The organism is Sphingobacterium faecale (assembly GCF_016746095.1).
GTDB classification, from domain to species: Bacteria; Bacteroidota; Bacteroidia; order Sphingobacteriales; family Sphingobacteriaceae; genus Sphingobacterium; species Sphingobacterium faecale.
On the sequence record NZ_JAERTY010000009.1, the window covers coordinates 313,482 to 338,699 of the forward strand.

Below are 25,218 nucleotides of genomic sequence, written 5' to 3' on the forward strand. Positions count from 1 at the left end.
GACTATACCCCCGATTTAAAGCCAAACAGGTGAGCAACAACGCTGATATACACCAACGCAAACACAAAAGAACAAACCTAAAGTGGAAAAGCATTTTCACTACTTGGGCATTAAAAGGTATAGTAAGGACACGGTATAATTACCTGGGCGAGCTGTCAACGATTGTGCACGGGTTAAATTAGCCTCGTATTGTATATTAAAAACCCGGTTTATGTTCTTATCTTTTGACTGTCCTGAATATACTACTTGTTCTGCGGTAGATAACTGTATCCTCGGATTAGTGACCGTACCACCTCCTCCCATAGAAGGGATAACCTGTAATGACAACAGGGATAAAGGTAGCCCTTCTCCTGCAGGTCTTGCTATTTCTGCGTCTAATGATTTGACACGTAATTCATAATCCGTATTGGAATTAATACGGATTGCATTCTCTACAAGCAGCTTCACACCATCGGTATAATGTTGCCGTGTGAAGAATTGCAATGAAGCATCCATTGCTCCGGCGTCGACCTGCAAACTATAATCTGGGACAACCTCAACAGCTCCCCCATCCGTAAGCTTAGGCAGGATATGCAGTTTATAGTTAAGAAACTGAGTTCCTATAACTTTGCTATTAACCTCATACAATGTAAATTGCAAAGGAATATCATACACGATACGTGTGTCCCCACTCACCCCACTCACAAAATCTTCCAGATACTTGCCTTGGGCTATTTTGACCATACCAAATAATAAAGCCGAAGAGTAGTCATTCTTTTCTGCGCGTAGTGGCTGATTCGACCGCTCAATCAGGAAAACTTCGCTACTATTTGCCAGGAATATATCATTGCGACTAGCCCCAATCGCATTCAGATTCAGGTGAGGTTGATTATCGTCTTCCGTCCAGCGTAGACTTATCTTATCTGCTGGAAAAGGCTTTCCACTCTTGTTTGGCCCTCCTGATGATGGCTGTATAGGTCTCAATAGCCGTACCGACAAAGACCAATTCGGAATATTGATATTACTTTGACTGCCCATCTGAAATTGGAAGGTGTTAAACTGGGCATGAGTACTCTTACCTAAATAAGAAGTAAGCTCTATATAGTTGTTGGACCAAAGTCCAAAAGTAATCTGTGCTTTACCATGCAAAGAAGTGGCAAGCAGGATTAACAATAGCATATAGGAACTATATCTTCGACACATAATCAAATTCAATCTCCGCTATCTTAACATCATTATCTTCACCGTAAAATAACATAGCAGTCGCCAGATAGTTTCCTATGGTTAACTCCTTTGGAAGCAATATATATTGCTTACGTTGATCTCCGGGTAAACTATAGAACTGGACATCATCCACTTTATAACGATCTCCAGTATCCTGATTTAAAAACTCAGTCCGCAATTGACCTTCCGTCCATGTGTTGCCTTGGGTTTCGAAGCTCAGTTCTAAATACTGTCCGATACTATCTACCGATCGATATTCTAAATTGCTTATTTCCAGATTTGTACGAGACCGGCCGTTAAAACGTTGGTATACTTTTATACCAGAACGCACCGCAAGTCGAATATTCGCCCCTTCCTTCTCCTCACTAATACGAGGATTGAGCTGTGTAACAAACAACATGGTTGTATGGACCGGTATAACTTCGCTATAGCTTTTATCGAGGGGAACACTCATCTGCAATTGTAAACGCTTAGTTTCACCTGGTTTTAAGGAAAAAAATGGCTCAGAGACGGTCAACCAATCAGCACAACTTGTCTTTAGACTTCCCTTTGGACTAAGGACATTATCTCCCACTACGGAATAGGCCCAATCTTCAAAAGAGACGGCTAGGTCCAAAGGGTAATCTTTACTCGGATTTGTCACATCCACATACTGTGTTTGACTTTGTCCTGCATCTGCCACGAAATAGATCCGAGGAGGACCGACCGTAAGTCCAGTCTGCGCACTGCTAAATGAGAGTGCCAAGGTATTAAACAAGAGAATAAACAGGTAATATCGCATAGAATGTAGATTTTATACGGAAAATTAATAAAAATTTTCGATAGCTAAAGCATAAACGTCCGTTGCTCAGCGATAATAAACTGTCAACAATCTCATCAGCATGACGGTATATTCAAGAAAAAAGCAAGTGTAAATACACTTGCTTTTTTTATCCTTGGTATTTTACGGACTAGTTTGTCGTTATCGTATATACAACATCAATAGTGTACTTGGCTGTAGGATTTGCTTGAGTACTGGAAGTACCAAACATTTTTCCCAACATTCCCGCATCTAGTCGCTTACCAACATACTTAACATCTAATTCCTGATCTAACACAGAAGAGGCTCCATCACCGATAGTACCAAAACTACCGAAGGTCATTGATGCATCAGCAACCTGTGCTGTACCAAAACCAGTACCATTTTTTGCAATTGCAATCTCCAATAAATCGCTGGCCAATATAGTCGCTTCTCCATTTCCTAAAGCTTTTCCAAAATTACCAGTCTGTGTACCATAGGCTAAACTTGCCTTAATCTTATATCCTGTACCTACCGATGAAACTTTCAATTGCTTTGGCACCTCCACCGAAACCCCCTCTTTATAATCCTCTACCTTATTGTATTCTAAATTCACCACGTCCATACCTGTTCCGGTACCAATTTCAATAGACTGAAAAGGGGTCAGAATAACATTAACCTTTACATTAGCCGATTGAGATGCTTGTTGAGCCTTTACTCCTACTACTGTTGCGAAAACTGCTGTTAGCGCTAAAACTACTTTTTTCATATTTCTTTTAGATAATCTTTCTTTTACTTTTTGTGTTCTATCTCATCGAGAACAAGACAAAAGTAGTCAAGGAAAAAAGCCATAAAATATGATTTTAGGCGCAAAAGGTATGAAAAAATGCAGTAGTTATTATTTGTAGATTTTGCACTACAAGTTGTAGTCTTAACGCTACAGAATTTGGAGTATTAGCAATTATCGCGTCTCAATACTGTAGAGAACATCGTTAGTAAATACAACAGTTTTATTCTTTTCGGCATAGCGAATGAGTTCCTCCCCGCTAGGCCCTTGATAAGTTACATCATATATCGCATCAAAAGCTGGTCCATCAGAAGAAATAATCCGTCCCCCTACAGTACTCAGCTCTTCGGTATTCAAATTTACCTTTTGATCAACACCAACGGGTCTTGCTTTGATTTTTATATGCGGCATTAGTAATCGATCTGTTGGTTGCCCTCCCAACTTGACAAATTCTTCGTTGGCAAGCTTAACCTTGACTTCATAAGCCCCAGTACTGAATACGGTCAGGTGTGAGTTCTTGACGACTTCCACGCCTCTCCTATAGTCTTCCAGGTCATTATAAGTTAAGGTTACAGCATTTTGATCCGGATGTATAGTCAAGTTCTGCACGTGGTTAAGAACAATGTTGAGGCGTACATTCGTCTGTGCAGTGACAGTACAAACAGCCGTTGTCAGAAGTAGCAAAGTGGTGAATAAAGCTTTCATAGTATAGCACTTTATGTAAAAATAATGGTAAAATTATACCTGAAAGAATTTTTAGGCTATTATTTTACACACTGTGATACATATCATAAAATTAGATATACTTTGCTACCTTTTCAAGTTATTTCTATAGTTTTTGGGGCTTTCTCCTGCTTCTTTTGAAAAAAAAGCACTAAAATTATTTTCATCCGTGTAACCGAGCTGCCATGCGATCTGCTTAATACTAAGCCGTGAATTGGCCAATAAACGCTTAGCAACCCTAATCAAGCCATCCGCGATCAACACTTTAGGTGTTTTAGATGTCACCTCCTTGGTATACATAGCTAGCTTTCTCGGGCTGACCTTCAACCGATCAGCGTAATAAGAAACATGCTTTTCGTGAGAGACATGTTCCAAGATAAGCTGCTGAAAACGATTTACAACCAATGCAGACTCACTTTCTTCCATAAATTTTGCACTGTGCCGATCGCCTAAATAGACCTGTCCCAACAATAGAATCTGCTTTATAATATTAAAAGCTAGAACATGCTGTATGGACTCTGGACTTTGCATTCTAGCCATCTCTAAATGGGTCCGTACAAATTCATAATAAAAAAGATATTCATCAGGCACTCCCAACACACGATATGTCGCGCTATCCACAGAAACACTAAAGAAATTTTGCAGAAAAGTACAATCCCAGTCGCTTCGACAAAAGAAAGACTCCGTAAAATAAATAAGCACAAACTCTCTAGACTCTTTAGGGTTGCTTTTGAGCGATGTACCAAATGGCACAAATATTAAACTATTGGCAGGAAAGTCCAAAAGGACCTGGTTGAAATAAAGGGTACAGCCAGCACTTTTAATAAACAACAGGGCATAATACTCTTTCTTTAGCGCTAGATCACTAACAATGGGACTCAAATCGGTCCCGACAATATATCGTATACCATATTCCATTCAAACGTTTTTATAGGTAGTGTACAGCCTTAAAGCCCTTACATACAATAAAAGTAAAAAACATTCTTAAGTTTAACGAAAAAACAATTCAAATCACAAAAATAAAAACGGGACAGTGTGAAGGTAATCCACGACACATCGAGTCAGAACAATCCAATTTTAGACCTTAGAGACGACCGTCTACTATATTGCGGTCTAGTACAGATTTACAATCAAAAACCACAGCTTTCTCCGCTAAAAGTGCCTGAATGTCTAACTGTAAAAAAGCGGTATGTGCAACAGCTAGAACCACCGCATCATACCCTCCCTGAGGTTTAGATAAAAGTTCAATCAAATATTCCCTCCTCACTTCCTCTGGATCCACCCAAGGATCATACAGAGCAGGGATTGCACCATATTCTTTAAGCTCTTCGTAAATATCCAATACTTTGGTATTTCGTATATCCGGGCAATTCTCCTTAAATGTAAGCCCTAAAATCAGCACCTTCGCGTCCTTAACCGCAATATCCTTTTGTGACATCAGCTTAACCACCTTAGAAGCGACAAATTCTGCCATACGGTTATTAACACGTCTTCCGGAAAGTATCACTTCGGGGTGATACCCCAACTGTGAAGATTTGTGAGCTAAATAATAGGGATCGACAGATATACAGTGCCCTCCCACCAAACCTGGCTTATATTTAAGAAAATTAAACTTTGTTGCAGCAGCATTTAACACATCATGTGTATCAATTCCTATCCGGTCAAAGATCAGCGCCAGTTCATTAACAAATGAAATATTAACATCCCGCTGTGCGTTCTCTATAGCTTTGGCGGCTTCTGCTACTTTGATCGATGGTGCTTTATAGGTCCCTGCCTTGATTATTGTTCGATAGAGCGCATCGATTCGTTCAGCGGCATCTGGTGTAGAGCCAGAAGTTACTTTAACAATCTGCTCCAAGGTATTAATCTTATCTCCTGGGTTAATCCTTTCAGGCGAATAACCTACAAAAAAATCAACATTAAAACGTAGGTTGGACGTCTGCTCTAAAATAGGTACACATTCCTCCTCCGTACAGCCTGGGTAAACCGTAGATTCGTAGATAACGATATCTCCTCTGCACAATACCTGACCGATATCGCGCGAAGCATGCTGCAAAAAACTGAGGTCAGGGGCATTAAATTCGTCTATAGGTGTAGGTACCGTAACAATATAAACCTGAGCATGCGCGATGTCACCCAAGTCACAAGTGGCTCTATAGCCTCTACAGCTTGGCTGTTCAACAGCCAGTGCCAACATGTGCTGCAGTCTTACCTCCTCCACTTCTAGCGTACGATCTCTGCCTTGATTGAGTGCATCCACACGACTAGCAGAAATATCATATCCCAGTACCGGATAATAAGGAGCAAATGCCAATGCGAGAGGAAGACCAACATACCCTTGGCCAATAATCGCTATTGTTTTTGGACACGACATCTAAACTATAACAATGGTGACGCTCCGTGTTCCAACTCTTCGTACAAATGCTTGACATCCTGAGAAGCCTGCTTATTGACGACAAGTAGAGCATCATCTGTATGAACCAATATGGTATCCTGTAATCCGACAAAGGCAACATACTTGTCTGTACCGATTACCATATTGCCCGCTGGATCTACCGCGTGACCTTTCCCCTTTAAATAATCGTACAAAGAATCATACGAACCCATATCTGACCATACAAAAGGAGAAGGGATTACCTTAATACGTTCGCTACGTTCCATTACCGCGTAGTCTATGCTTTTAGAAGGAATCTTAACGGAGAGTTCTTCGGACAATATACCATGATGTGATGCTTCAAACACCTCCTTGGCGGCCCGGAACACCTTCGGCTCAAAACGAAATAACTCTTCCAAATAAATTGAAGCTTTAAAACAAAAGATCCCAGAGTTCCATAGGAAGTTTCCCCTTTTTAAAAACTCTCTAGCCGTCTCCAGATTAGGCTTCTCCCTAAAGGATAGCACATAATTGTCTTCGTATTCAATATAACCGTAACCTGTCTCCGGCCGATTAGGCTGTATACCAAATGTCACTAGATAATCCTGCTTTGCCATTTCAATGCCCTGCTTCATTACCGCTTCATACTGCGTTTGGTTTTCAATAAGGTGATCGGAAGGTGTCACGATCAATATATCTTCTGGAGCACAGGCGAAAGCGGCAAAAGCAATCGCTGCAGCGGTATTACGGGGTGTAGCTTCAACGATCGTCTGGCTTTTGTTCTCAGGCAAGTATGGTTTGGCAAGGTCTACGTTCTGTATACTACCGACCATAAGTGTACGGTCCACAATCCCTTGATTGCGGGATACGGTCAATTCAAACAGTGACTGTCCCTCGAATAGTGGAATATACTGTTTGGGCCGAGTCTTACGGGATAGTGGCCATAATCTAGAACCAACGCCGCCAGATAATATAACGTTAATAATACTTGCCATAATTAATACATGTAGCCTACTGGATTATCGCAACAGCTCAGCAGGGATATAATCTTTTTTTAGATAAAGTAAAGCAGATGCCCGGGCATCTGATAGTGCATCGTGGTGTTCCAAAGGAATCCTCATTAAATCACAACAGATACTAAGCTTAGTTTTAACAAATCCTTTCTCTCGGTATATGTTACTTGTACAAGCCCAGGTTTCAGGTAGTTTCAATAGTGTATAATCTAGGCCATAAAGTTTCATAGTGCGCTGCAACACAGCTCTATCAAAGGATTCGTTGTGTGCAACCATAAACTGCCCCAACAATAGAGGCTCTAACATCGGATACAGATCCCGGAACGTGGGCGCCCCCGCCGTGTCTTTTGGTTTTATACCATGTACACGCGTAGTTTGCCACATATATTTATTCTGCGGCGGCCGCACAAGACTATAAAATTCATTACTAATCTCCCCGCCAACAACATTGACAACCCCTACAGCACATACACTCGTGTAATCCGATGTCGCCAACTCAAAATCTATAGTTGTAAATGTATCCATCTATGACAAAAATAGAAAGTAATATGTTAAAATACAAAGATCAATATCCATATTTTCCTTTCCATTTATCCCTCAAAGAAAGTCTTAACTTCTCTTCAGCCTGATTATTCCCCGGCTCATACAGTTTGCTTCCCTGTATCTGTTGAGGCATAAATTCCTGTTCTACAAAATTCCCAGGATAAGCGTGTGAATACTTATACGCAGTTCCATAATCCAGCTCTTTCATTAACTTAGTAGGTGCATTACGAAGATGTAGAGGAACAGATAAATCTCCCGTCTGTCGAACCAGAGCCTGTGCTTTATTTATAGCCTCATATGATGCATTACTTTTCGCAGAAGAAGCAAGATAAGTAACCGTCTGTCCTAATATAATACGAGATTCAGGCCAGCCTATCACGTTTACGGCCTGAAAACAGCTATTTGCCAATAGTAATGCATTAGGGTTTGCATTTCCAATATCTTCCGAAGCCAATATTAACAATCGTCGTGCAATAAACGAAGGGTCTTCCCCTCCCTCAATCATACGGGCCAACCAATATACCGCAGCATTAGGATCCGATCCGCGGATAGATTTAATAAATGCAGATATAATATCATAATGCTGTTCTCCCGTTTTATCGTAGCGGGCCATATTCTGCTGCACCTGTTTGAGCACAAAATCGTTAGTAATCGGTGTATTGTAAGGTACAGCAGCATCCACCACCAACTCAAACACATTCAATAGCTTCCGTGCATCTCCTCCAGACAGACGCAGCAATGCCTCGTATTCTTTAATAACGATCGGATCATTTTTCAGGAATTCATCCTCCTTAATCGCCTTTTGGAGCAGCCCAATCAAATCATCTGCCTCCAAATTCTCCAGTACATAGACCTGACAACGACTCAATAATGCAGATATAACTTCAAACGAAGGGTTTTCGGTGGTAGCACCGATTAAAGTTACCAACCCCCGTTCCACAGCCCCCAATAGCGAATCCTGTTGACTCTTGGAAAATCGATGGATCTCATCAATAAATAGAATAGGCTGCTCTTGGTTAAAATTCATCAGTTGCTCCGCCTTATCGATAACTTCCCGTACTTCTTTAACCCCAGATTTTATGGCACTAAGGCTGAAAAAAGGCCTATTCAGCTCTTTTGCTATCAGATTGGCCAAACTTGTCTTTCCAACCCCAGGAGGCCCCCAAAGAATCATCGAAGGGATATTCTGGCGTTGCAATGCATGATAGAGTACCGCATTTTCTCCAATAATATGTTGTTGTCCTACATAATCCTGCAATTTACGAGGTCTAAGCCGTTCTGCCAGAGGTATTCGTGTTGCCATAATCGCTCCTTTTTTGATCAACAAAGGTACGCAATTTGTAGAAAGGCATAATCATTGCCTTACTTTGAAGATTTAAAATTATTTTACAATCCAAAGAAATTAATTAGGTTTGAATAATGACAAAAATACATAACGTTATAAGATTGACACTTCTTGCTGTATCCCTGTTAGGAGTTTCGATAGCGCCCCCTGTATTCGCGCAACAAAAAACACTCGATCCTTCTGGCTATATACTCAAATACGATGTTAATTTCAATGGTATTGGACCTAGCGTATATGTACTTCCTCCACCTCGCACCAAAGAGGAAGAAATTAGAGATAATTACATGGAAATTGTAGGATTTCAAGATTCTATCCAACGGTCTTTACAGTATCTTAGACTTATAGAAGCTTGGAAAAACACTTCTAATAACGCTACCGTTCTACAATTACTCACACCTGTACCCAAAAGCACGGCAGAATGGAACAATCTGATCAATAGTTATACAGAACAAAAGAGCTTCACAATCATTACAGGCTTATTAAACGAGTATGCCAAGATGCGCATACTTAAAAAAGAAACAAGCCAAGCAGTTGGCATTCTTGAGTCGGCGCTCCAACAGGCCCAAGTTCTACAAAACCCCCATGACATTGGGGTCATACAATCCAACTTATCCGCTCTCTTAGTATACAATCAAAGCTATACTGACGCAGGAATCTATGAAGAAGCATATTACAAGCAGGCCGTACTCAATAAAAGCATTGTAGACCAAGCCAGTTCATTGGTCAAAATAGCCCTAATACAGGCTTATGACAAGGACTATAAGTCTGCAGAAAACACTATCATTCGAAAAGCAGTACCTCTTTTCAATAAGGCCAAGTCTTACGAAGGTAAAACCATTGCATGGCTTATTCTAGCGGAAATTTATCAAATGCAAAATAAACATACCGAAGCCCAGTGGTTTCTTATCCAAGCCCGTGACCTCGCGATGGACAAAAACTTCACGAACGATCTCGCAGAGATCGAGTTTATGCTTGCCTCATCAAAGTATGTACAAAACAACCTAAGTATCTCTAAAAAAGAACTAACGACTGCTTTTGAACTTGCCAAGAAAGAAGACAACAAATATTTACAGCTTGCTATCGTAGAAAAATTAGGTCGCATCAGTCTGCAGGAAAACAAAATTGATGAAGCTGAAAAGAAACTGGAAGACTACTGGAAGATCAGAAAAGAGTTGTTTTAGAAAAGTTACAAGCTTTTTACACAATTTGTGACTTAATTACAATGGCCAGATGTTTGCTTGTGTATTTTTTTAACTACTTTTAGGCTTCGCAAAACATTTTAACAATTTTGCGTTATTTTTTTTAAAATGAACCTTAATAAAACAGTTTATATGTTTAGAAATTTAATAATTGGATTAGCATTGATTTCAGTTGTAGCCTGCGGCTCGAAGCCACGTGTACAACTCGAAGAAGGGGGGATCAAAATTAAACCGACCTTACAGCATGAAGTGATCGCAAAAGAAGTAGTGGGCATATTAGAAAACTTCAGTTATAAAAAAGTCGGAGCCAGTGACTCGCTTTCCAATATCGTTTTCAACAACTTAATAAAAATGATTGACCAGGGCAAAAACTATCTGCTCCAGTCCGATATTGATGACATCAACAAATACAAAAATACTATGAGCCAAGACATGAAAAAAGGTGATCTTTCGGCTCCATTTTATATTTTCAATATTTACTCCCAGCGCTATTTGGATGCGATGGAATACGCACTAACGCAAGTAGACGCCACCCACAACTTTGATAAAGATGAGAACTACACCAATAATCGGGAAAAGTTGAACTGGTTTAAATCCGAAGCAGAACTCCAAGATCAATGGCGCAAAAGGGTAAAGTTAGATCTTTTAAATCTTAAAATGACTACTGCTGATGGCAAAAATGAAGATGAAAAACATAAAGAGACGCTTCGCAAGAGATATAACAATTTGATTTCTCAAGCAAAGAAAACGAATGCCAATGATGCATTTCAGTTGATTATGTCTTCGTTTACAGATGCGATCGACCCTCATACCACCTATTACAATCCTTCATTTGCGCAAGCATTCAACGAAGGGATGTCCAATACTTTAGAAGGAATAGGAGCCCGTCTACAAATGGAAAACGAAATGGTCACTATCAAAGAGATCATTGCAGGAGGGCCGGCATTCAAAGAGAAAACATTAAAAATGGATGACCGCATCATTGCTGTGGCCCAAGGTAACGATGGCGAGTTTGAAGATATCGTCGGCTGGAGGCTAGATGCTGCAGTGGCAAAAATAAAAGGCTCAAAAGGCACAATCGTCCGTTTAAAAATCCTTCCCGCAGGACAGGATATTTCTGCGCAACCGACGATTGTCAAGTTAACTAGGGAAAAAATCGTACTTGAAGAAGAGTCTGCTAAAAAAAGTATTAAAACTGTAAAAGGAGATGATGGCAAGGACTACCGTATCGGGGTCATCAACCTACCAAAATTCTATATTGACTTCGAGGGATATCGTAAGGGCGATCCAAATTACAAAAGTACTACCCGTGATGTGCGCCTCATATTAGATTCACTACGCAAGGAAAATGTAGATGCTGTAGTATTAGATTTACGCAACAACGGAGGAGGCTCGCTGCAGGAGGCGATCGAACTCACAGGGTTATTCATCGACAAAGGCCCTGTCGTACAGGTCCGTAGCACAAACAACCGCGTGGAGGTCGAACAAGACAAGGATGCAGGTGCTATATGGACAGGCCCTTTTGGTGTAATCATAAACCGCTTCTCTGCCTCTGCCTCTGAAATTTTTGCCGGAGCAATCCAAGACTACGGTCGCGGTATTATCCTAGGTTCCACCTCTTATGGAAAAGGAACCGTTCAATCCGCCGTACAAATGTCTCGTTTTATCAGTCCAACAAATAAGCTGTTATTAAAAGCTGCTGGCGCTGACAAAGATGCCGATACACCAACAGGAGCCCCCGAATTTGGGCAGATCAATGTTACAATCGGTAAGTTTTACCGCGTTACGGGAAGTAGTACACAACATAAAGGAGTTGATGCTGACATCACGTTCCCTACCCAATACGGTGCGGAAAAATTCGGAGAAAGCTCCGAACCTGCTGCTCTTCCCTGGGATCAGATCAAGGGCACCGCTTTCAGTAAACTTGCGGACCTAAAAGGTACAACACAAAAGCTTCAGGATATCCATCTAAAACGTATGGAAAAGTCTCCAGAGTATAAGTTCTTACTGGAAGATATTGAAGAGTTCAATAAATCTGACTCCATAGCGCAGATCAGCCTAAATCAAGTAAAGCTGAAAAAAGAACGTGATCTGAATAAAACCAAAAACAGAGCACGTATCAACAAATTGTTAGAAATACACCATATGCCACTGTGGAAAGAAGGGCAGCCACAACCAAAAGTCGAATTCGATTTCATCTTAGATGAGAGTATGAAAGTCATGAAGGACTATGTGCAATTGGTGAAAAAGTAAATTTAAATTTCATTGGTAATAAAAAGGGCGTTTTTCTAAAAACGCCCTTTTTTATTTTTTTTCCACAGTACAACATTATATAATTGAATCCGAGACAATCTCGAATCAACTAAATATTGCAACATCTACAATTATATATTTTATTTCTTAAAAAAAAACAATACTTTTGATCAAGAAGTAAAATTCTGAAAAGGAAAACAAAGAGTGTTTCCTACACCTATTTGAAGAACGATTTTTATTATTAACCACTCCGTTTATTTTTTGAAGAGCGCTATGCAAAGAATGCTCATATGGAATAACTGCATGATTATATTTGTCCTGCTTTTTTGCGGGGCACACGAAGTGTATGGGCAAACCAGAACGTATCTGACTGGACAAAAGACTGGGAATGTCATACAAGCGGGCAGTTTAATTACTTTAGGCACAGGAACGGCAGGAATTAGCTCTCCTATGGAAAAATATAGTGTTGACTGTTTACTTGGAGCTTTAACAACTAGTACCTTTAGATATTATTATGGATCGGAAGCTATACTAACAGGAGAAACAACTCATTTTGCAAAAATAACAGCAGCTCGCTCTCTAGGACTATTAGGAGCTCTAGGTTCTGGTGCAGATACATATATTCAATTTAGAAATACAGGAAATTCCATAATAACAGCTGGCACACCTACTTATTTTAAATTAAAAGAAGCTCCAGTCAGTACTGGAATCAACTTGGAAGTCGGGAAATTGTTAGGTATAACCTCCCTAGTAAGCATTAGTGGTGCTGGATACAAAAATGCTACGAATTATAAAGTTCAAACAGGTTCTCCCCCTCTAGCCTGTTTAGGATGGTCTTACAATGGAAACGAAAACAATGGAATCCTTGTAAGTAACACTAAAACTAGATTATTAATCGATCCTTTAGGAGAGTGGTACGCAGCTGTGATCCCCGACGAAAATTATAATTCGGTTCGTTTGTCTGTAACTTATCCTAATTTTGATTTAGAAGTTTTAAGTGCCTTATCAGAGATTAATGTAAATGTCTATAATGCTTTTACAGAATCGTCTGGATCTACTTGTAGCACATCAGCTCGCTATACTTCTCCTGGAGAAGCTACCGGTATTAGTTTAAATACAGGAGTTTTAGGCTTAAGATTAGACTCATTAATTGCTAATCCCCACCATGCAATACAAGACAACAATTCCTATGCCTCTTATTCGTCGGGGATAAGCTTAAGTATTGCGAACACTGTTGCCCAAACGATATATTTTGACCACACAGCATCTGCAAATGATGGTGTTAGGATTAAACTAGGCTTTTCTAAGGGTTTGATCGACCTAGGTCTTGCAAAACTTAACAGTATAAACTTTAAAGCCTATAACATGGAATCAGAAACTCCTACATGGGAAGGAAACCTATTTAATCTCTCTGAATTGTTAGGCTTAAACCTTTTAAACCTTATCAACATAGGTCAAGATGGTAGAGGTATGCTAGATATGGTTTTCAAGCCTGGTGTAGCATTCGATCGAATTAAAGTAGAATTTAATGCTGGTCTTTTAGGACTAGGCGTCTTAGGCGATGCTCTACGAGTGTACAATATTTCCTTAGTCCCCGTTGCACCAGAACTACTAAAAGCCGGTCAGCCTGATAGCAAAACAGTTTGTGAAAGAGATGAAGCAAAATTTTCAGTAATCGCTACCCAAACAGGAGACAGACCACTAACCTACCAGTGGCAATATTTAGAAGGAGAGACTTGGACTGATATCTCTGGAGCGGATTTACCAGAATTAACGTTGTCTAACGTACCATTAAGCGCTGATGGAAGAAGATATAGAGCAGCAATTACCGGAGGAAATCAAAGTTGTCCGCAAACAATATACTCGGCCGACGCAGTGCTCAATGTAACTCTTAAACCAGGCAAACCCCATGTGACAATAACAGATATAATTAATTAAAAAATATAAAATTCAAAATTAACCCTATGAAAACAATGAAAATGATTAAAACAGGGCTGGTGGCTTTGCTACTATCGACATCAGGTCTTGTCTTTGGGCAAACAGGACAGACCCCTCCCGGACCTATTAATCCCTTAGGTCCGCAAAATACAGGTACAGAAGGCACCACTACTCGAGGTAGTCTATTTGATCCCGTTATCGCAAATTTTGATAATGAGTTAACAAATGCGATACTATTTTACAACCCCGATCTAGCAAACTCTTTTAAATTAAAAGCGAGCAAAATAGAAGACGAAGCAAACGATAGAGGGTTGGATTTTACGAAGTATGTGTGGTCTGAAAGTACGGATGGCACAAATTACACCGTTATAGCAGGACAAGAAACCATGACACTTAGTAAATCAGACTTGACTCCCGGCTATCACTACTACAAAGTCAAAGGGATCATTAACCCAGATAATGTTGACGAATCTTTGCTCTGTGATACCCAGGAAGAGACATTTGTGGTATTTGTATTACCTACGCTAAAAGTAACAACTAATGGAACTTCTACTAATACGACCACTAATCCTTATGTATTCTGTGAAAACGAGGCAAATATTACTACTCCAGAAAATGGACAGGAAAAAGTAACCCTTACATCATCTGTTAGTTTTGATAACTATACAGGCCTCCCCATTGTAGGTGATTTCGAAAAAACATATAGATGGTATGCGATAAAGAAAGGTACAAGTAATAATTATCCTGATGTGAGCAATATGCTTAAAGATCCTTCTCTAGCTACCGGAGCTCAAGCTATTCTTTTGGGGGAAGGGGTTTCGTTAAATCAAATAAATCCCCAAATTAACACATACGGCATTTATAAAGTCTTTGTAGAGGTAGAGTACACAATTAAGGGTAGAAGTTTTGGTCTGCAACCGGATGACCCTAACAATCGTAACAGACCTCACGTAATTTATCGAGGTTGGTTTGGAGGAGATGATGTCGCTTCTGCTACAGAAATCACCGTCACCCCTGCTCCAGGTAAACCACACATCACTATTATAGAGGTAACTGACTAATAATACGTTACAACACTCAACATATGCATCGTCTGTCCTTAACCCTAAGCATTTTGGTGCTGCTATTATTAGCGGCACCAAGGAGCCTTATGGCCCAACAAGGACAGACCTTGCGTATTATAAAAGGCAAAAAGGTGACACTACGGGCGGATGCTACGCATGCTGTCTCGTTTATCTGGTTCAAAAATGGTGAACCCATAAATGGCTCACACGATCAGCGTATCATTGTGACCGATGCAGCCACATACACCGTTATTGCCCTTGGGGATGGCTGTAGCTCCGACGTCTCCGACCCCGTAGAAATCATTTTCGATCCCGATGCTGAGGAAAAACTAGTGGATATCGAGATCCGTAACCTTCCCGACAAGACGACTATATGGAAGGACGAATCTTTTAACCAACAACTACTGGTACTTAACAACAGCAACAACACCGCCAATGACCTCATCGTCGAGTTTGAAATCCCCAATCAGCTAGCCTACGTGGATGCCATCTCCGAATCTGGCACCACCATTTCTTTCGACAACCAAAGCGGGCGATTAGTCTGGAAAATCGATGAGCTCAAAGCCCACGCAGCCCTCAGCCAATGGATACAACTAAAAGGAGTACAGACAGGCGAAGCAGTGACTATAGCCAAGGTCACCAGCAAAAAACAGGATAGCAACCTTGACAACAATCAATCACAAGCTTCCATCAAAATAGTCAATTTCTTTATCCCCAATGTTTTCACTCCGAATGGTGACGGCGACAACGACACTTTCTTCATCTTAGGTCTTGAACTTTTCAAAAATGCAGAACTAAGAGTCTTCAACCGGCTCGGAAATGAGGTGTACCGTGCTGACAATTACCGCAACGATTGGAATGGACAGGGATTAAATGATGGGACTTATTTTTATTATTTAAAATTCGAAGATGAAACCGGTCAAACGCACGTCAATAAAGGTTATGTAACCATACTTCGCAATCACTATTATTAACCTCCCTAAGCCCCCACTTGCGTCGAACTATCGTCGCACGGTGTACTGAATTTCACCCCACACCAACGTCTTAGTAATATTATCTATCGACTCGCAGAGACAGAACTCATATGGCATGTCACGTCCCACTGAACCAAAGGACAGCCCCCCACCCTCCACTGGTTCTTTTTGTCTCAACCTGTGTCCCGTATACATCCACGCTAAACACACGAAAAAGGCCTCGGTGGAAATTCCAACGAGGCCTTTTTAAAAACTGTTAGCAACAAATTAAACTCTCCAACGCTTATACTGGTTAATCAATCCGTTGGTCGAACTATCATGGCTATTGACCTGTTCTTCTGACTTCAATTCCGGCAAGATTGTATTAGCAAGCTGCTTGCCCAATTCAACGCCCCATTGATCAAAACTATAAATATTCCAAATAATCCCCTGAACAAAAATCTTGTGTTCGTAAAGTGCAATCAGCGTTCCTAAAGAACGCGGTGTAATCTTCTTCAACAGAAAAGAATTAGTCGGTCTATTTCCCTCAAAAATCTTATAGCTCTTTAAAGCATCTATATCCGATTTACTTTTCCCGGACTTTTCGAGTTCCGCAAAAACCTCGTCTTCCGTCTTTCCATTCATCAATGCTTCCGTCTGCGCGAAAAAATTGGATAGAAGCAACTGGTGGTGATTACCTATCGGATTATGTGAAACTGCAGGCGCTATAAAATCACAAGGAATCAACTTTGTACCCTGATGTATTAGTTGATAAAAAGCATGCTGACCGTTGGTACCAGGTTCACCCCAGATAATAGGGCCCGTCTGGTAATCAACCCGATCGCCATTACGATCGACGTACTTACCGTTGCTCTCCATATCACCCTGTTGGAAGTAAGCCGCAAAGCGGTGCAGATATTGATCATAAGGAAGTATAGCGTGGCTTTCGGCATCAAAAAAGTTATTATACCAAACTCCCAAAAGTCCTAAGACAACCGGAATATTCCGTTCAAATTCAGTGTTTTTAAAATGTTCGTCAGCTACATAGGCTCCCTCCAAAAGTTGCTCAAAATTTTCGTAACCTATTCCCAGTGCAATTGACAACCCAATAGCAGACCATAACGAATAACGACCCCCGACCCAATCCCAGAACTCAAACATATTGGCCGTATCAATACCAAACGCAGCTACTCCCGATAAATTGGTGCTCAGTGCTGCAAAGTGCTTAGCCACATCCTCTTGTTTCGCCCCTGATTGCAGGAACCACTCTTTGGCAGACATCGCATTGGCCATAGTCTCTTGTGTGGTAAATGTTTTGGAAGCAATCAAGAATAAGGTTGTCTCCGGATTCAATCCCTTCAAAGTCTCTGCCATATGCGTACCGTCAACATTAGAAACAAAATGCATATTAAGCCTTGTTTTATAAGACTTTAAAGCCTCTGTCACCATCACAGGTCCTAGATCAGACCCTCCAATACCAATATTAACTACATCCGTGATCTTTAGTCCTGTATATCCACGCCATTCTCCAGAGAGGATTCTATCGGTAAAATCCTTCATATGAGCTAATACCGATCTCACTTTCGGCATCACATCCTCGCCTTCCACCAAAACAGGGTTTTCAGATTGGTTCCGCAACGCTGTGTGCAATACTTCACGACCTTCTGTTACGTTGATTTTTTCTCCACTAAACATAGCCTTGATTGCATCCTCTAGCTTACACTCTTTTGCCAACTGCACCAACAAAGCCATTGTACGCTCGTCTATTCTATTCTTAGAATAGTCTAAAAGAATATCTTCCAAGCGGAGAGAGAATTTTTCGAACCGAGCAGGATCGGACGCAAAAAGGTCTTTCAACGTATGGTCATTAATAGAGACAAAATGATCCGCGAGGTATTTGTACGCTTGAGTTTCGGTAAAGTTGATTTTTGGCAACATAAGAATGCTATTTTTTTGCTACGATCAAACTTAGATAAAATGCTTGATATTTGCCAATATTTTTCCGGTTTTGCAAATCTGCGAATCTGCGAATTCGCAAACTTTGCTTACCTTTGAAACTATGACCAAAGAACAAATTCAGGACTTGAGGGATAGAGTAACTTCCCTGAGGAGGCATCTTTGACATCGATGTCAAAAAAGCAGAGATAGCAAGCGCTACAGAAACCACATTACAGCCCACTTTTTGGGATCATCCCAAGGAGGCGGAGAAGGTGCTTCATGGCATTAAAAACCTAAAAGTATGGACCGAACACTTTGACCAGGTCATGGCCTCGGTAGAGGATCTTGGAATCATGTTTGAATTCTTTCAGGCGGGCGATGCTAGTGAACAAGACGCACAAGAGCAATATGAAATCGCACTAAACAACGTCGAAGAGCTAGAGTTTAAAAATATGCTAAGTGCTGAAGAGGATCAATTAGACGCCATACTACAGATTACTGCAGGAGCCGGTGGAACGGAGTCCTGTGACTGGGCTTCCATGTTGATGCGTATGTATATTATGTGGGGAGAAAAACATGGCTGTAAAGTAACGGAGCAGGACCATCAGGAAGGCGATGTAGCCGGAATAAAAACAGTCACATTACAATTCTCTGGTAATTTTGCCTATGGTTACCTAAAAGGAGAAAATGGAGTACACCGATTGGTACGTATTTCCCCTTTTGACTCCAATGCTAAACGACACACCTCATTTGCTTCGGTTTATGTCTATCCACTCGTTGATGATAACATCGAAATCGATATCAAAGACTCTGAAATAGAATGGGATACTTTCCGTGCTGGCGGCGCCGGAGGGCAGAATGTAAACAAAGTCGAAACAGCTGTACGACTCCATCACAAGCCCACTGGAATCATTATTAAAAATCAGGAATCAAGGTCTCAGCTTCAAAACAAAGAGAACGCATTTCGATTATTGAAATCACAGCTGTATGAAATTGAGATGCGAAAACGTCAAGAAGCCACAGCTGCGATCGAAGGTTCTAAGAAAAAAATAGAATGGGGATCGCAGATACGCAACTATGTGCTGCATCCGTATAAACTGATCAAAGACTTACGCACCAATACAGAAACGTCCAATACACAGGCTGTACTGGATGGCGATCTTGATGAATTCCTAAAAGCTTACTTAATGGAATTTGGAGGATAAAGATAAGGAAGGATGCTAAAAAGCATTCTTCCACATCATACTCTCTACAGGACGAATTGTCTTATTATTATATTTAGCATTGCCCTTACTATTATAGAACGTCTCGATATCTCCTTCGACGACAAAATAGATCAGCTGGCCGATAGGCATTCCAGCATACACGCGTACGGACTGAGCAACAGATATTTCTAAGGTCCATGTGTTACAGAATCCAACATCTCCCTTTCCCGCTGTAGCATGTATATCGATACCTAGACGCCCCGTGCTTGACTTACCTTCTAAAAAAGGAACATGTCTATGTGTTTCTGTATACTCCATCGTAACACCCAAGTATAGTGTTCCTGGCTCTAAAACATACCCTTCCTCCGGGATCTCGAAATGAACAATCTCGTTATGCTTTTTGGCATCCAACACCCCATCCTTATAAGTCGCCAAATACTTCCCCAAGTGCACATCATACGAGTTTGTACCTAAGCATTTACGATCAAAAGGCTCGATCACAATCGACCCATTCTCGATCTCCTCTAATATTCTTTTATCCGATAATATCATATAGAATTGTCAAACAGTCAGGATTACCGACTGAACACCAAAAATACGGTATTGCCTGAGATCTAGCAAGTTTTTTAAAATTTACTCTAGATTAAGTGATATCACGTGTTTGTTGGTTTTAAGTCGTAACTTTTTTGCCTTTTTACTTTTTACTTTTTACTTTTGACACATGGCTTTAGTATATCTCCGTGAATTAGATAGTGCAACAAAGTTTGCAATATGGAAGATTGAAGAATCGGCTGAGGAGCTATTGAGCAAGCTACAGTTGGATGCCGATGAACAGGCTCGTCTTCGTAATTTAAGTAAAGGGAAAAGGACACTACACTGGTTAGCTACACGCGTCTTATTGCGCTACCTTTTACAAACTAATGAATACATTCACTGTCCCTCCGATATAAACGGTAAACCTTACCTACCAGACTATCCGTATAAGATCTCGCTGACACATTCCTTTGACTATGCGGGCGTCATGTTAACTACTAAAGGGGAATGTGGCATGGACCTCGAAATTGTAAAAGACAAGGTTCTCCGTATAAAGGAAAAGTTTTTAAAACCCAACGAACTAGCCTTCATCAACCCTGAACAGGAAATCTTACAACTATATGCATGTTGGTGTGCAAAAGAAGCTGTTTATAAACTACAGGGCAACAAAGGTGTATCCTTCCTACACGATATGACCATTCATCCCTTCAACTACAAAGCTCAAGGAGTAATGATCCTTGACCTGCATAAAGATGGCAAAAGCTCATCTTTTCAGGTATATTACGAGCAGTTTCAGAACTATATGTTGGGTTACGCTGTAGGATAGAACTAATCTAATCTTTCTTCAAGCATCTTTTTCTGTAGGGACAGTCGCTTATTCGCCTTATATATTCTTACAGCAATTAGAAAATAGGCCAATAGTAAAGGTCCATAGACCAAGCCCATAATGCCAAACAAAGGAATACCAATAATAACTCCCACGATTGTAATAATAGGATGAATATCGCCTACTTTTTTAGCGATAACTAGGCGTAATACATTATCGATATTAATAACCAATCCAAAGCCCCATATTAACAAACCGACACCTTGCCAGGTCGCTCCTTGCGATAGCAGAATAACAGCAGCGGGGACAAAGATCAGGGGCGGCCCCAATAGCGGTATAAACGAGAGAATAGTACAGATTACCCCCCAAAACAAACCATCTTTAACACCAAAAATATAAAAACCTATGGCTAGACAAATCCCCTGTACAATAGCGATAAAGGTTTGACCTATGATATTAGAATACGTAATGTTCTTTAGCTCTTCTCCAAATACCGTTGCATTCGCATCATCAAATGGAAGATAATGTATTAAACTACTCTCAAACCCTTTGTAATTAACAAACAAGAAATAAAGTAAGAAATACATGACTGAGATCTCTAAAAAAGCATTGGCGGCTCCTCCTATAATAGCAGTCAACATCCCTCCAAAATAGGCAGCACTCGCTTGAATCTGCTCTTTCAGAAAATCTGGCTTACCAAACTTATCTCCTGCAAATGTATTAATCGCATTGATAATATCATTGATCCATGCTGGATTCCGTTGCAACTCTAAAGCTTTATTGACCAACATAGTCCCAATACCAACAAAGGGAAGCACAATAATAAATATAGATATCACGATAACTACGACAGAAGATAATGCCTTTGGCCACTTCCAGCGCTCAATCAAAAATATATTCAGGTTACGAAACAAGGTATACATGACCATAGTGCCCAATATAGCACCAAAAATACCTTTCATTGCATATAGGATCACTGCCCCCAACACGAGTATAATTATCAAAATGATAATATTTCGCTCTTTTTGCGAAAAAACGTCTTTACCAATCATATTTTAGTTAATTTCTTCCAACGATAACAATCCATCTAGAAGTTAGGTTTTCTTTTCTCTAAAAATGCTTGAATCCCTTCTTTCGCCTCATCGGTATCGAAAGACGCACCAAAAAGAGAAATTTCTTGTTGAAAACCTGTTTTTGGTTCCAAAAAACCTGTATTTACAGCTTCGATTACTTTCGCGAGTGCTTTTGGTGAACGTAAATACATGCGCTCCAATAAGGTAAGACACTTTTTCAAAAGTTCTGTTTCTTCCACCACATAATTAACCAAGCCATAACTCAATGCTTCTTCGGCACCAATCATGTCTCCGGTCATAATCATTTCAAAGGCTCTTCCTCTACCAATCAGCTGAGGGAGCCGTTGTGTCCCTCCATATCCCGGAATCAATCCCAAAGACACTTCAGGCAATCCCAATTTAGCGTTCGTACTAGCAATACGAATATGAGCAGCAAGGGCTAACTCAAGTCCACCGCCCAGAGCAAAGCCATTAATTCCTGCTATAATCGGTTTTGGGCAGTTCGCTATCTTATCCATTACACCGTTTTGTCCTCTTGCAGCCAACTGAGCGGCCTCTGTTCCATCCATTCCGACAAACTCTTGTATATCCGCACCTGCGACAAAGGCTTTACCTCCTGCTCCTGTAAGTATCATACCACGCACCGTAGTATCTACTATTAGAAGACCCAACACACGGCTTAAGTCCCAAAGCGTCTCTGCATTAAGAGCGTTCAACTTCGACTCTCTATTTATGGTGATGATTGCTGTACTTCCAACCCGCTCCACCAAAAGTGTATTATACGTATCCATAAAGCTAAAAATCAAAGTTTAAAGATAATTTAAATCTTTCGTTACTTATATTAGGATGCTCCCTATAGTTAAACCGATAATAATACTGTACCCGTAATATACTTAAAATATTATCCAGCCCCACATAGCCTTCCCAATATGGTTGTTTTTGTAAAACATGAGTCATTGTATAACCTTTTTGATGTTTATCAAAGTAAACCACCTTATCACTTGTATAAGGGTTATTATCTTCAGAAAGCTTCCCGTAGAACATCCGTACCCCAAAAATCTCCCGGAACCTTAGTCTCTTAATCAGCGGAATTTTATTTAGAATATAGCCATTCAGCTCATGGTCATAGGCTACTTTCAAAAATTGATCTGCCACAAACTCCATGGAGTTTGTCATATCGTACGAGATGGTATGACGATCCTTGACTTCGTTAATATTAGGCATTTCCAGCAGTGGATATGGCAATACACCCCATATCTTGCCAGCAGACATCGTTACATCACCAAAACCAACCTGATTCATAAAGAAACGCTTAGATATAGAAAATCGGAGTGCATCATAATCGTATCCGGCACCTAGAAATCCCTTAATACCTCTATTATATTGCAAATTAAACACGGGATAGCTTTCTACGATAGTCCTCCGCTGCAAGTTCCGATAATAAAATTTTTCAAACGGAGCCCATCTTAAAACAACCTGCATATCGTTGGTATTAATCTGTGATAAAGATTGGGTACTATCCGCAGTCAAAGAAAACCGAAGATCGCCGATTGCATGTCTCCGCTGATGGGTAAAGCTCGTTTCAACACTGAAATGGTTTCCAAACTCATATACATGTCCTAACTTATAAGCATTGGTCTCCAGCCATTTAGTAGGTTTATTGGAAACGAAGCTTCGAAAGAAACTATCTCCTTTTAAATATCCGATCGCTTTTCCTGGTTCGAAAATATCGTATTGCGACGAAGCTTCCAGATAATGCGCAGGAAAAGTAGCTATAGACTTGCCATTTAAAGCCACAGCTGTACGCAAATAGTATTTAAAGCGTTCATCCCGAAAACCATAAGCTAGATACCCCTCTAGGTACATCTTTTCGGACAGCCCAGACGTAGTCCTTCCCCCTAGCCTCAGTCGCTGTCCTTCCATTTCATTCATATGATACAAATATTCTAGAGGTCCCAATTCAATTTTACCGACGGGAAAGTAGCCCTGTGCCAAAAGATATCCTACAGCCAATAATGACTTAAAGGATCTTAAATCATTAAGGCTATCAATATTGGCATAGGTCCGTTGCTCATTAGGATTTAGCGGCACAGGCCGCATATCCCCAATTTTTTGATCCTTGGTCAAACGCATCTCTATAGGTGCGCCGGAAAAAATGGAATCACCGATCGCACTATGTGTATCGTATTTGTGCTGCACACTGCTACGCTGACCAAAGAGTGCATCCACCTTACCCCTACCAAATAAAACGAACACATTCGAAGTATCCTGCAACATTACACCTTCCGAGTTTTTAAAATAGGAAAGAGAAATCTTAAATTCATTCACCCAGGATATATTTGTCTTTTTATCGATATTCAGCTCCACATTCTTTACCGCATAACGCCCGTCCAAAGAAACCACAAGCTGACCATGAAACAGCAGATCATTACTATTTCTAGGCGCAAAGCGCAAGCGTACAAAAAGCTCCTTTTCCGTCCTTAGTGTATCTGTTACGAAATATTTATAATACATCTTGGCATTATCCGCTATCGGACTCAAGAATAACTTATTTAGAAAAAATATACTTTCATCGTATATATCCACTGGTTGGAAGAGGTAATTAAGATAAGAACTGATATTGGGATTATTCACATAACGCGAGTCAAATTCAGTTTTACTTTGGCTACGGATAATTTTCTTTTGCTGGGTGGGCCGCTGTCTGACATAGTTGTCCGATACATCCTCTTGTAGAAAGAGTGTCAGTAATTCGTGTCCCCGTAGTGATGTTGTATCCACGTCCTTAAAAAAGAAACTCATATCCCCCAGTCTATTCTTAAACCCTGGCTTAGGATCTACCATCCCAAACTTGATCTTATCATACTGTTGAAAATAAAGACTATCTTTCCGAGTGAGTCGATTCTGAGACTTATGCTGTATCACCAAATCGATCAATTCAGTCGCGGGATTTCTATTTTTATAACGCCCCTTCTTCACAATATCAACCGTTTCAATAAACTGTTCTTGCTTCTCTAAATAGACTATCAATGGCCTGTCTGCTCCAGCAAGCCGTACCTTTTGATTTTGATAACCCAACGCAGAAATCTCTATTTCCACAACGGAGGAGTCTAGCTTGATATAAAAGGTACCCTGATTATTTGTGGATGTCCCTTCCGGATGCTCCATACATTTAATACTCGCTCCGACAATCGGCCGTACGCTCACTGCATCAAGAACTACGCCTTGCAAAGATATCTGAGCCAATGTCGGGACAATCGACAAAATCATTATAATATAAAACGCAACGTGTCTACCTAATGGCGCAACCAATCTTCTCATAATCAACTATGGTCCTTTATAAAGATACAACTTGTGTCCAAAGTTCAAAACACATTACCATAAAAATCTTTCATGATTCCTTTGGTTCACCATAGGCGTAAACCGAGCCCGATGTTATCGGGAGAGTTGTTGAATGCCAATCCAAAAGAAA

At 40.5% G+C, this 25,218-nt stretch carries 21 protein-coding genes; 7 read left to right on the forward strand and 14 right to left on the reverse strand.

What is annotated here, in order from left to right; genetic code table 11:
- Positions 1–99 precede the first annotated feature (99 nt).
- From JKG61_RS17100 to JKG61_RS17140, 9 genes are all read right to left on the reverse strand, one after another.
- Positions 100–1,158, reverse strand: a complete 1,059-nt coding sequence (locus JKG61_RS17100; protein ID WP_202104166.1) for a hypothetical protein — start codon at positions 1,156–1,158, stop codon at positions 100–102.
- Positions 1,159–1,165: 7 nt separating this feature from the next.
- Positions 1,166–1,984 (reverse strand): fimbrial biogenesis chaperone, encoded by an 819-nt coding sequence (locus JKG61_RS17105; protein ID WP_202104167.1) that lies wholly within the window; start codon positions 1,982–1,984, stop codon positions 1,166–1,168.
- A 169-nt stretch (positions 1,985–2,153) separates the two neighbouring features.
- On the reverse strand, positions 2,154–2,750 hold the full coding sequence (locus JKG61_RS17110; protein WP_202104168.1) for a hypothetical protein: 597 nt from the start codon (positions 2,748–2,750) through the stop codon (positions 2,154–2,156).
- 192 nt (positions 2,751–2,942) lie between these two features.
- Positions 2,943–3,473 carry a hypothetical protein gene (locus tag JKG61_RS17115; protein ID WP_202104169.1) on the reverse strand — a complete coding sequence of 177 codons (531 nt, stop codon included), beginning with the start codon at positions 3,471–3,473 and terminating at the stop codon, positions 2,943–2,945.
- Positions 3,474–3,578: 105 nt separating this feature from the next.
- Entirely contained in the window at positions 3,579–4,409 is an 831-nt protein-coding gene (locus JKG61_RS17120) for a helix-turn-helix domain-containing protein (RefSeq protein WP_202104170.1), read from the reverse strand.
- 166 nt (positions 4,410–4,575) lie between these two features.
- The gene (locus JKG61_RS17125; RefSeq protein WP_202104171.1) at positions 4,576–5,865 is read right to left on the reverse strand and encodes a nucleotide sugar dehydrogenase; all 1,290 of its coding nucleotides are present in this window, start codon (positions 5,863–5,865) and stop codon (positions 4,576–4,578) included.
- 5 nt (positions 5,866–5,870) lie between these two features.
- Positions 5,871–6,860: a mannose-1-phosphate guanylyltransferase gene (locus JKG61_RS17130; protein ID WP_202104172.1), complete on the reverse strand. Its 990-nt coding sequence runs from the start codon at positions 6,858–6,860 to the stop codon at positions 5,871–5,873.
- Between the two features lie 24 nt (positions 6,861–6,884).
- The gene (locus tag JKG61_RS17135) at positions 6,885–7,403 is read right to left on the reverse strand and encodes an exonuclease domain-containing protein (protein ID WP_202104173.1); all 519 of its coding nucleotides are present in this window, start codon (positions 7,401–7,403) and stop codon (positions 6,885–6,887) included.
- A 40-nt stretch (positions 7,404–7,443) separates the two neighbouring features.
- Positions 7,444–8,724, reverse strand: a complete 1,281-nt coding sequence (locus JKG61_RS17140) for a replication-associated recombination protein A (RefSeq protein ID WP_202104174.1) — start codon at positions 8,722–8,724, stop codon at positions 7,444–7,446.
- A 116-nt stretch (positions 8,725–8,840) separates the two neighbouring features.
- Between JKG61_RS17140 and JKG61_RS17145 the strand changes: the two genes are divergently transcribed.
- The 5 genes from JKG61_RS17145 (at position 8,841) to JKG61_RS17165 (ending at position 16,194) form a co-directional block, all read left to right on the forward strand.
- Entirely contained in the window at positions 8,841–9,947 is a 1,107-nt protein-coding gene (locus JKG61_RS17145; RefSeq protein ID WP_202104175.1) for a tetratricopeptide repeat protein, read from the forward strand.
- 150 nt (positions 9,948–10,097) lie between these two features.
- Positions 10,098–12,218, forward strand: a complete 2,121-nt coding sequence (locus JKG61_RS17150; protein WP_202104176.1) for a carboxy terminal-processing peptidase — start codon at positions 10,098–10,100, stop codon at positions 12,216–12,218.
- Positions 12,219–12,668: 450 nt separating this feature from the next.
- A complete protein-coding gene (locus JKG61_RS17155) occupies positions 12,669–14,156 on the forward strand; it encodes a hypothetical protein (protein ID WP_202104177.1) in 1,488 nt (495 codons plus the stop codon).
- Positions 14,157–14,182: 26 nt separating this feature from the next.
- Complete coding sequence (locus JKG61_RS17160; RefSeq protein ID WP_202104178.1) at positions 14,183–15,217, forward strand: hypothetical protein; 1,035 nt, start codon at positions 14,183–14,185, stop codon at positions 15,215–15,217.
- 23 nt (positions 15,218–15,240) lie between these two features.
- Positions 15,241–16,194: a T9SS type B sorting domain-containing protein gene (locus tag JKG61_RS17165; RefSeq protein ID WP_202104179.1), complete on the forward strand. Its 954-nt coding sequence runs from the start codon at positions 15,241–15,243 to the stop codon at positions 16,192–16,194.
- A 267-nt stretch (positions 16,195–16,461) separates the two neighbouring features.
- Here the strand turns inward: JKG61_RS17165 and pgi are convergent, their stop codons facing one another.
- Positions 16,462–18,111, reverse strand: coding sequence for a glucose-6-phosphate isomerase (gene pgi, locus JKG61_RS17170; protein ID WP_202104180.1), 1,650 nt, complete (start codon positions 18,109–18,111; stop codon positions 16,462–16,464).
- A gap of 121 nt (positions 18,112–18,232) precedes the next feature.
- Here pgi and prfB point away from each other — a divergent pair.
- Positions 18,233–19,316, forward strand: a protein-coding gene (gene prfB, locus JKG61_RS17175; protein WP_202104181.1) for a peptide chain release factor 2 whose coding sequence is annotated in 2 segments (ribosomal slippage) — positions 18,233–18,292 and positions 18,294–19,316 — 1,083 coding nt in all. Because the reading frame shifts where the segments join, the coding sequence is not laid out codon by codon here.
- 15 nt (positions 19,317–19,331) lie between these two features.
- Here prfB and dcd read toward each other — a convergent pair.
- Positions 19,332–19,868 (reverse strand): dCTP deaminase, encoded by a 537-nt coding sequence (dcd, locus tag JKG61_RS17180; protein ID WP_202104182.1) that lies wholly within the window; start codon positions 19,866–19,868, stop codon positions 19,332–19,334.
- Between the two features lie 169 nt (positions 19,869–20,037).
- Here dcd and JKG61_RS17185 point away from each other — a divergent pair, with 169 nt between their 5' ends.
- Positions 20,038–20,676 (forward strand): 4'-phosphopantetheinyl transferase family protein, encoded by a 639-nt coding sequence (locus JKG61_RS17185; RefSeq protein ID WP_202104183.1) that lies wholly within the window; start codon positions 20,038–20,040, stop codon positions 20,674–20,676.
- Positions 20,677–20,678: 2 nt separating this feature from the next.
- Here the strand turns inward: JKG61_RS17185 and JKG61_RS17190 are convergent, their stop codons facing one another.
- From JKG61_RS17190 to JKG61_RS17200, 3 genes are read right to left on the reverse strand one after another with little or no spacing between them, the layout of a single operon-like run.
- Complete coding sequence (locus tag JKG61_RS17190; protein WP_237249522.1) at positions 20,679–21,728, reverse strand: AI-2E family transporter; 1,050 nt, start codon at positions 21,726–21,728, stop codon at positions 20,679–20,681.
- A 35-nt stretch (positions 21,729–21,763) separates the two neighbouring features.
- The gene (locus JKG61_RS17195; RefSeq protein WP_202104184.1) at positions 21,764–22,540 is read right to left on the reverse strand and encodes an enoyl-CoA hydratase-related protein; all 777 of its coding nucleotides are present in this window, start codon (positions 22,538–22,540) and stop codon (positions 21,764–21,766) included.
- A 4-nt stretch (positions 22,541–22,544) separates the two neighbouring features.
- Positions 22,545–25,067, reverse strand: a complete 2,523-nt coding sequence (locus JKG61_RS17200) for a DUF5686 family protein (RefSeq protein WP_202104185.1) — start codon at positions 25,065–25,067, stop codon at positions 22,545–22,547.
- Between the last annotated feature and the right edge of the window lie 151 nt (positions 25,068–25,218).

Coding starts and splice junctions, on each gene's coding strand:
- JKG61_RS17100 (WP_202104166.1), bottom strand. CDS start 1,158: ATGCTATTGTTAATCCTGCTTGCCACTTCTTTGCATGGTAAAGCACAG.
- JKG61_RS17105 (WP_202104167.1), bottom strand. CDS start 1,984: ATGCGATATTACCTGTTTATTCTCTTGTTTAATACCTTGGCACTCTCA.
- JKG61_RS17110 (WP_202104168.1), bottom strand. CDS start 2,750: ATGAAAAAAGTAGTTTTAGCGCTAACAGCAGTTTTCGCAACAGTAGTA.
- JKG61_RS17115 (WP_202104169.1), bottom strand. CDS start 3,473: ATGAAAGCTTTATTCACCACTTTGCTACTTCTGACAACGGCTGTTTGT.
- JKG61_RS17120 (WP_202104170.1), bottom strand. CDS start 4,409: ATGGAATATGGTATACGATATATTGTCGGGACCGATTTGAGTCCCATT.
- JKG61_RS17125 (WP_202104171.1), bottom strand. CDS start 5,865: ATGTCGTGTCCAAAAACAATAGCGATTATTGGCCAAGGGTATGTTGGT.
- JKG61_RS17130 (WP_202104172.1), bottom strand. CDS start 6,860: ATGGCAAGTATTATTAACGTTATATTATCTGGCGGCGTTGGTTCTAGA.
- JKG61_RS17135 (WP_202104173.1), bottom strand. CDS start 7,403: ATGGATACATTTACAACTATAGATTTTGAGTTGGCGACATCGGATTAC.
- JKG61_RS17140 (WP_202104174.1), bottom strand. CDS start 8,724: ATGGCAACACGAATACCTCTGGCAGAACGGCTTAGACCTCGTAAATTG.
- JKG61_RS17145 (WP_202104175.1), top strand. CDS start 8,841: ATGACAAAAATACATAACGTTATAAGATTGACACTTCTTGCTGTATCC.
- JKG61_RS17150 (WP_202104176.1), top strand. CDS start 10,098: ATGTTTAGAAATTTAATAATTGGATTAGCATTGATTTCAGTTGTAGCC.
- JKG61_RS17155 (WP_202104177.1), top strand. CDS start 12,669: ATGGAAAAATATAGTGTTGACTGTTTACTTGGAGCTTTAACAACTAGT.
- JKG61_RS17160 (WP_202104178.1), top strand. CDS start 14,183: ATGAAAACAATGAAAATGATTAAAACAGGGCTGGTGGCTTTGCTACTA.
- JKG61_RS17165 (WP_202104179.1), top strand. CDS start 15,241: ATGCATCGTCTGTCCTTAACCCTAAGCATTTTGGTGCTGCTATTATTA.
- pgi (WP_202104180.1), bottom strand. CDS start 18,111: ATGTTGCCAAAAATCAACTTTACCGAAACTCAAGCGTACAAATACCTC.
- dcd (WP_202104182.1), bottom strand. CDS start 19,868: ATGATATTATCGGATAAAAGAATATTAGAGGAGATCGAGAATGGGTCG.
- JKG61_RS17185 (WP_202104183.1), top strand. CDS start 20,038: ATGGCTTTAGTATATCTCCGTGAATTAGATAGTGCAACAAAGTTTGCA.
- JKG61_RS17190 (WP_237249522.1), bottom strand. CDS start 21,728: ATGATTGGTAAAGACGTTTTTTCGCAAAAAGAGCGAAATATTATCATT.
- JKG61_RS17195 (WP_202104184.1), bottom strand. CDS start 22,540: ATGGATACGTATAATACACTTTTGGTGGAGCGGGTTGGAAGTACAGCA.
- JKG61_RS17200 (WP_202104185.1), bottom strand. CDS start 25,067: ATGAGAAGATTGGTTGCGCCATTAGGTAGACACGTTGCGTTTTATATT.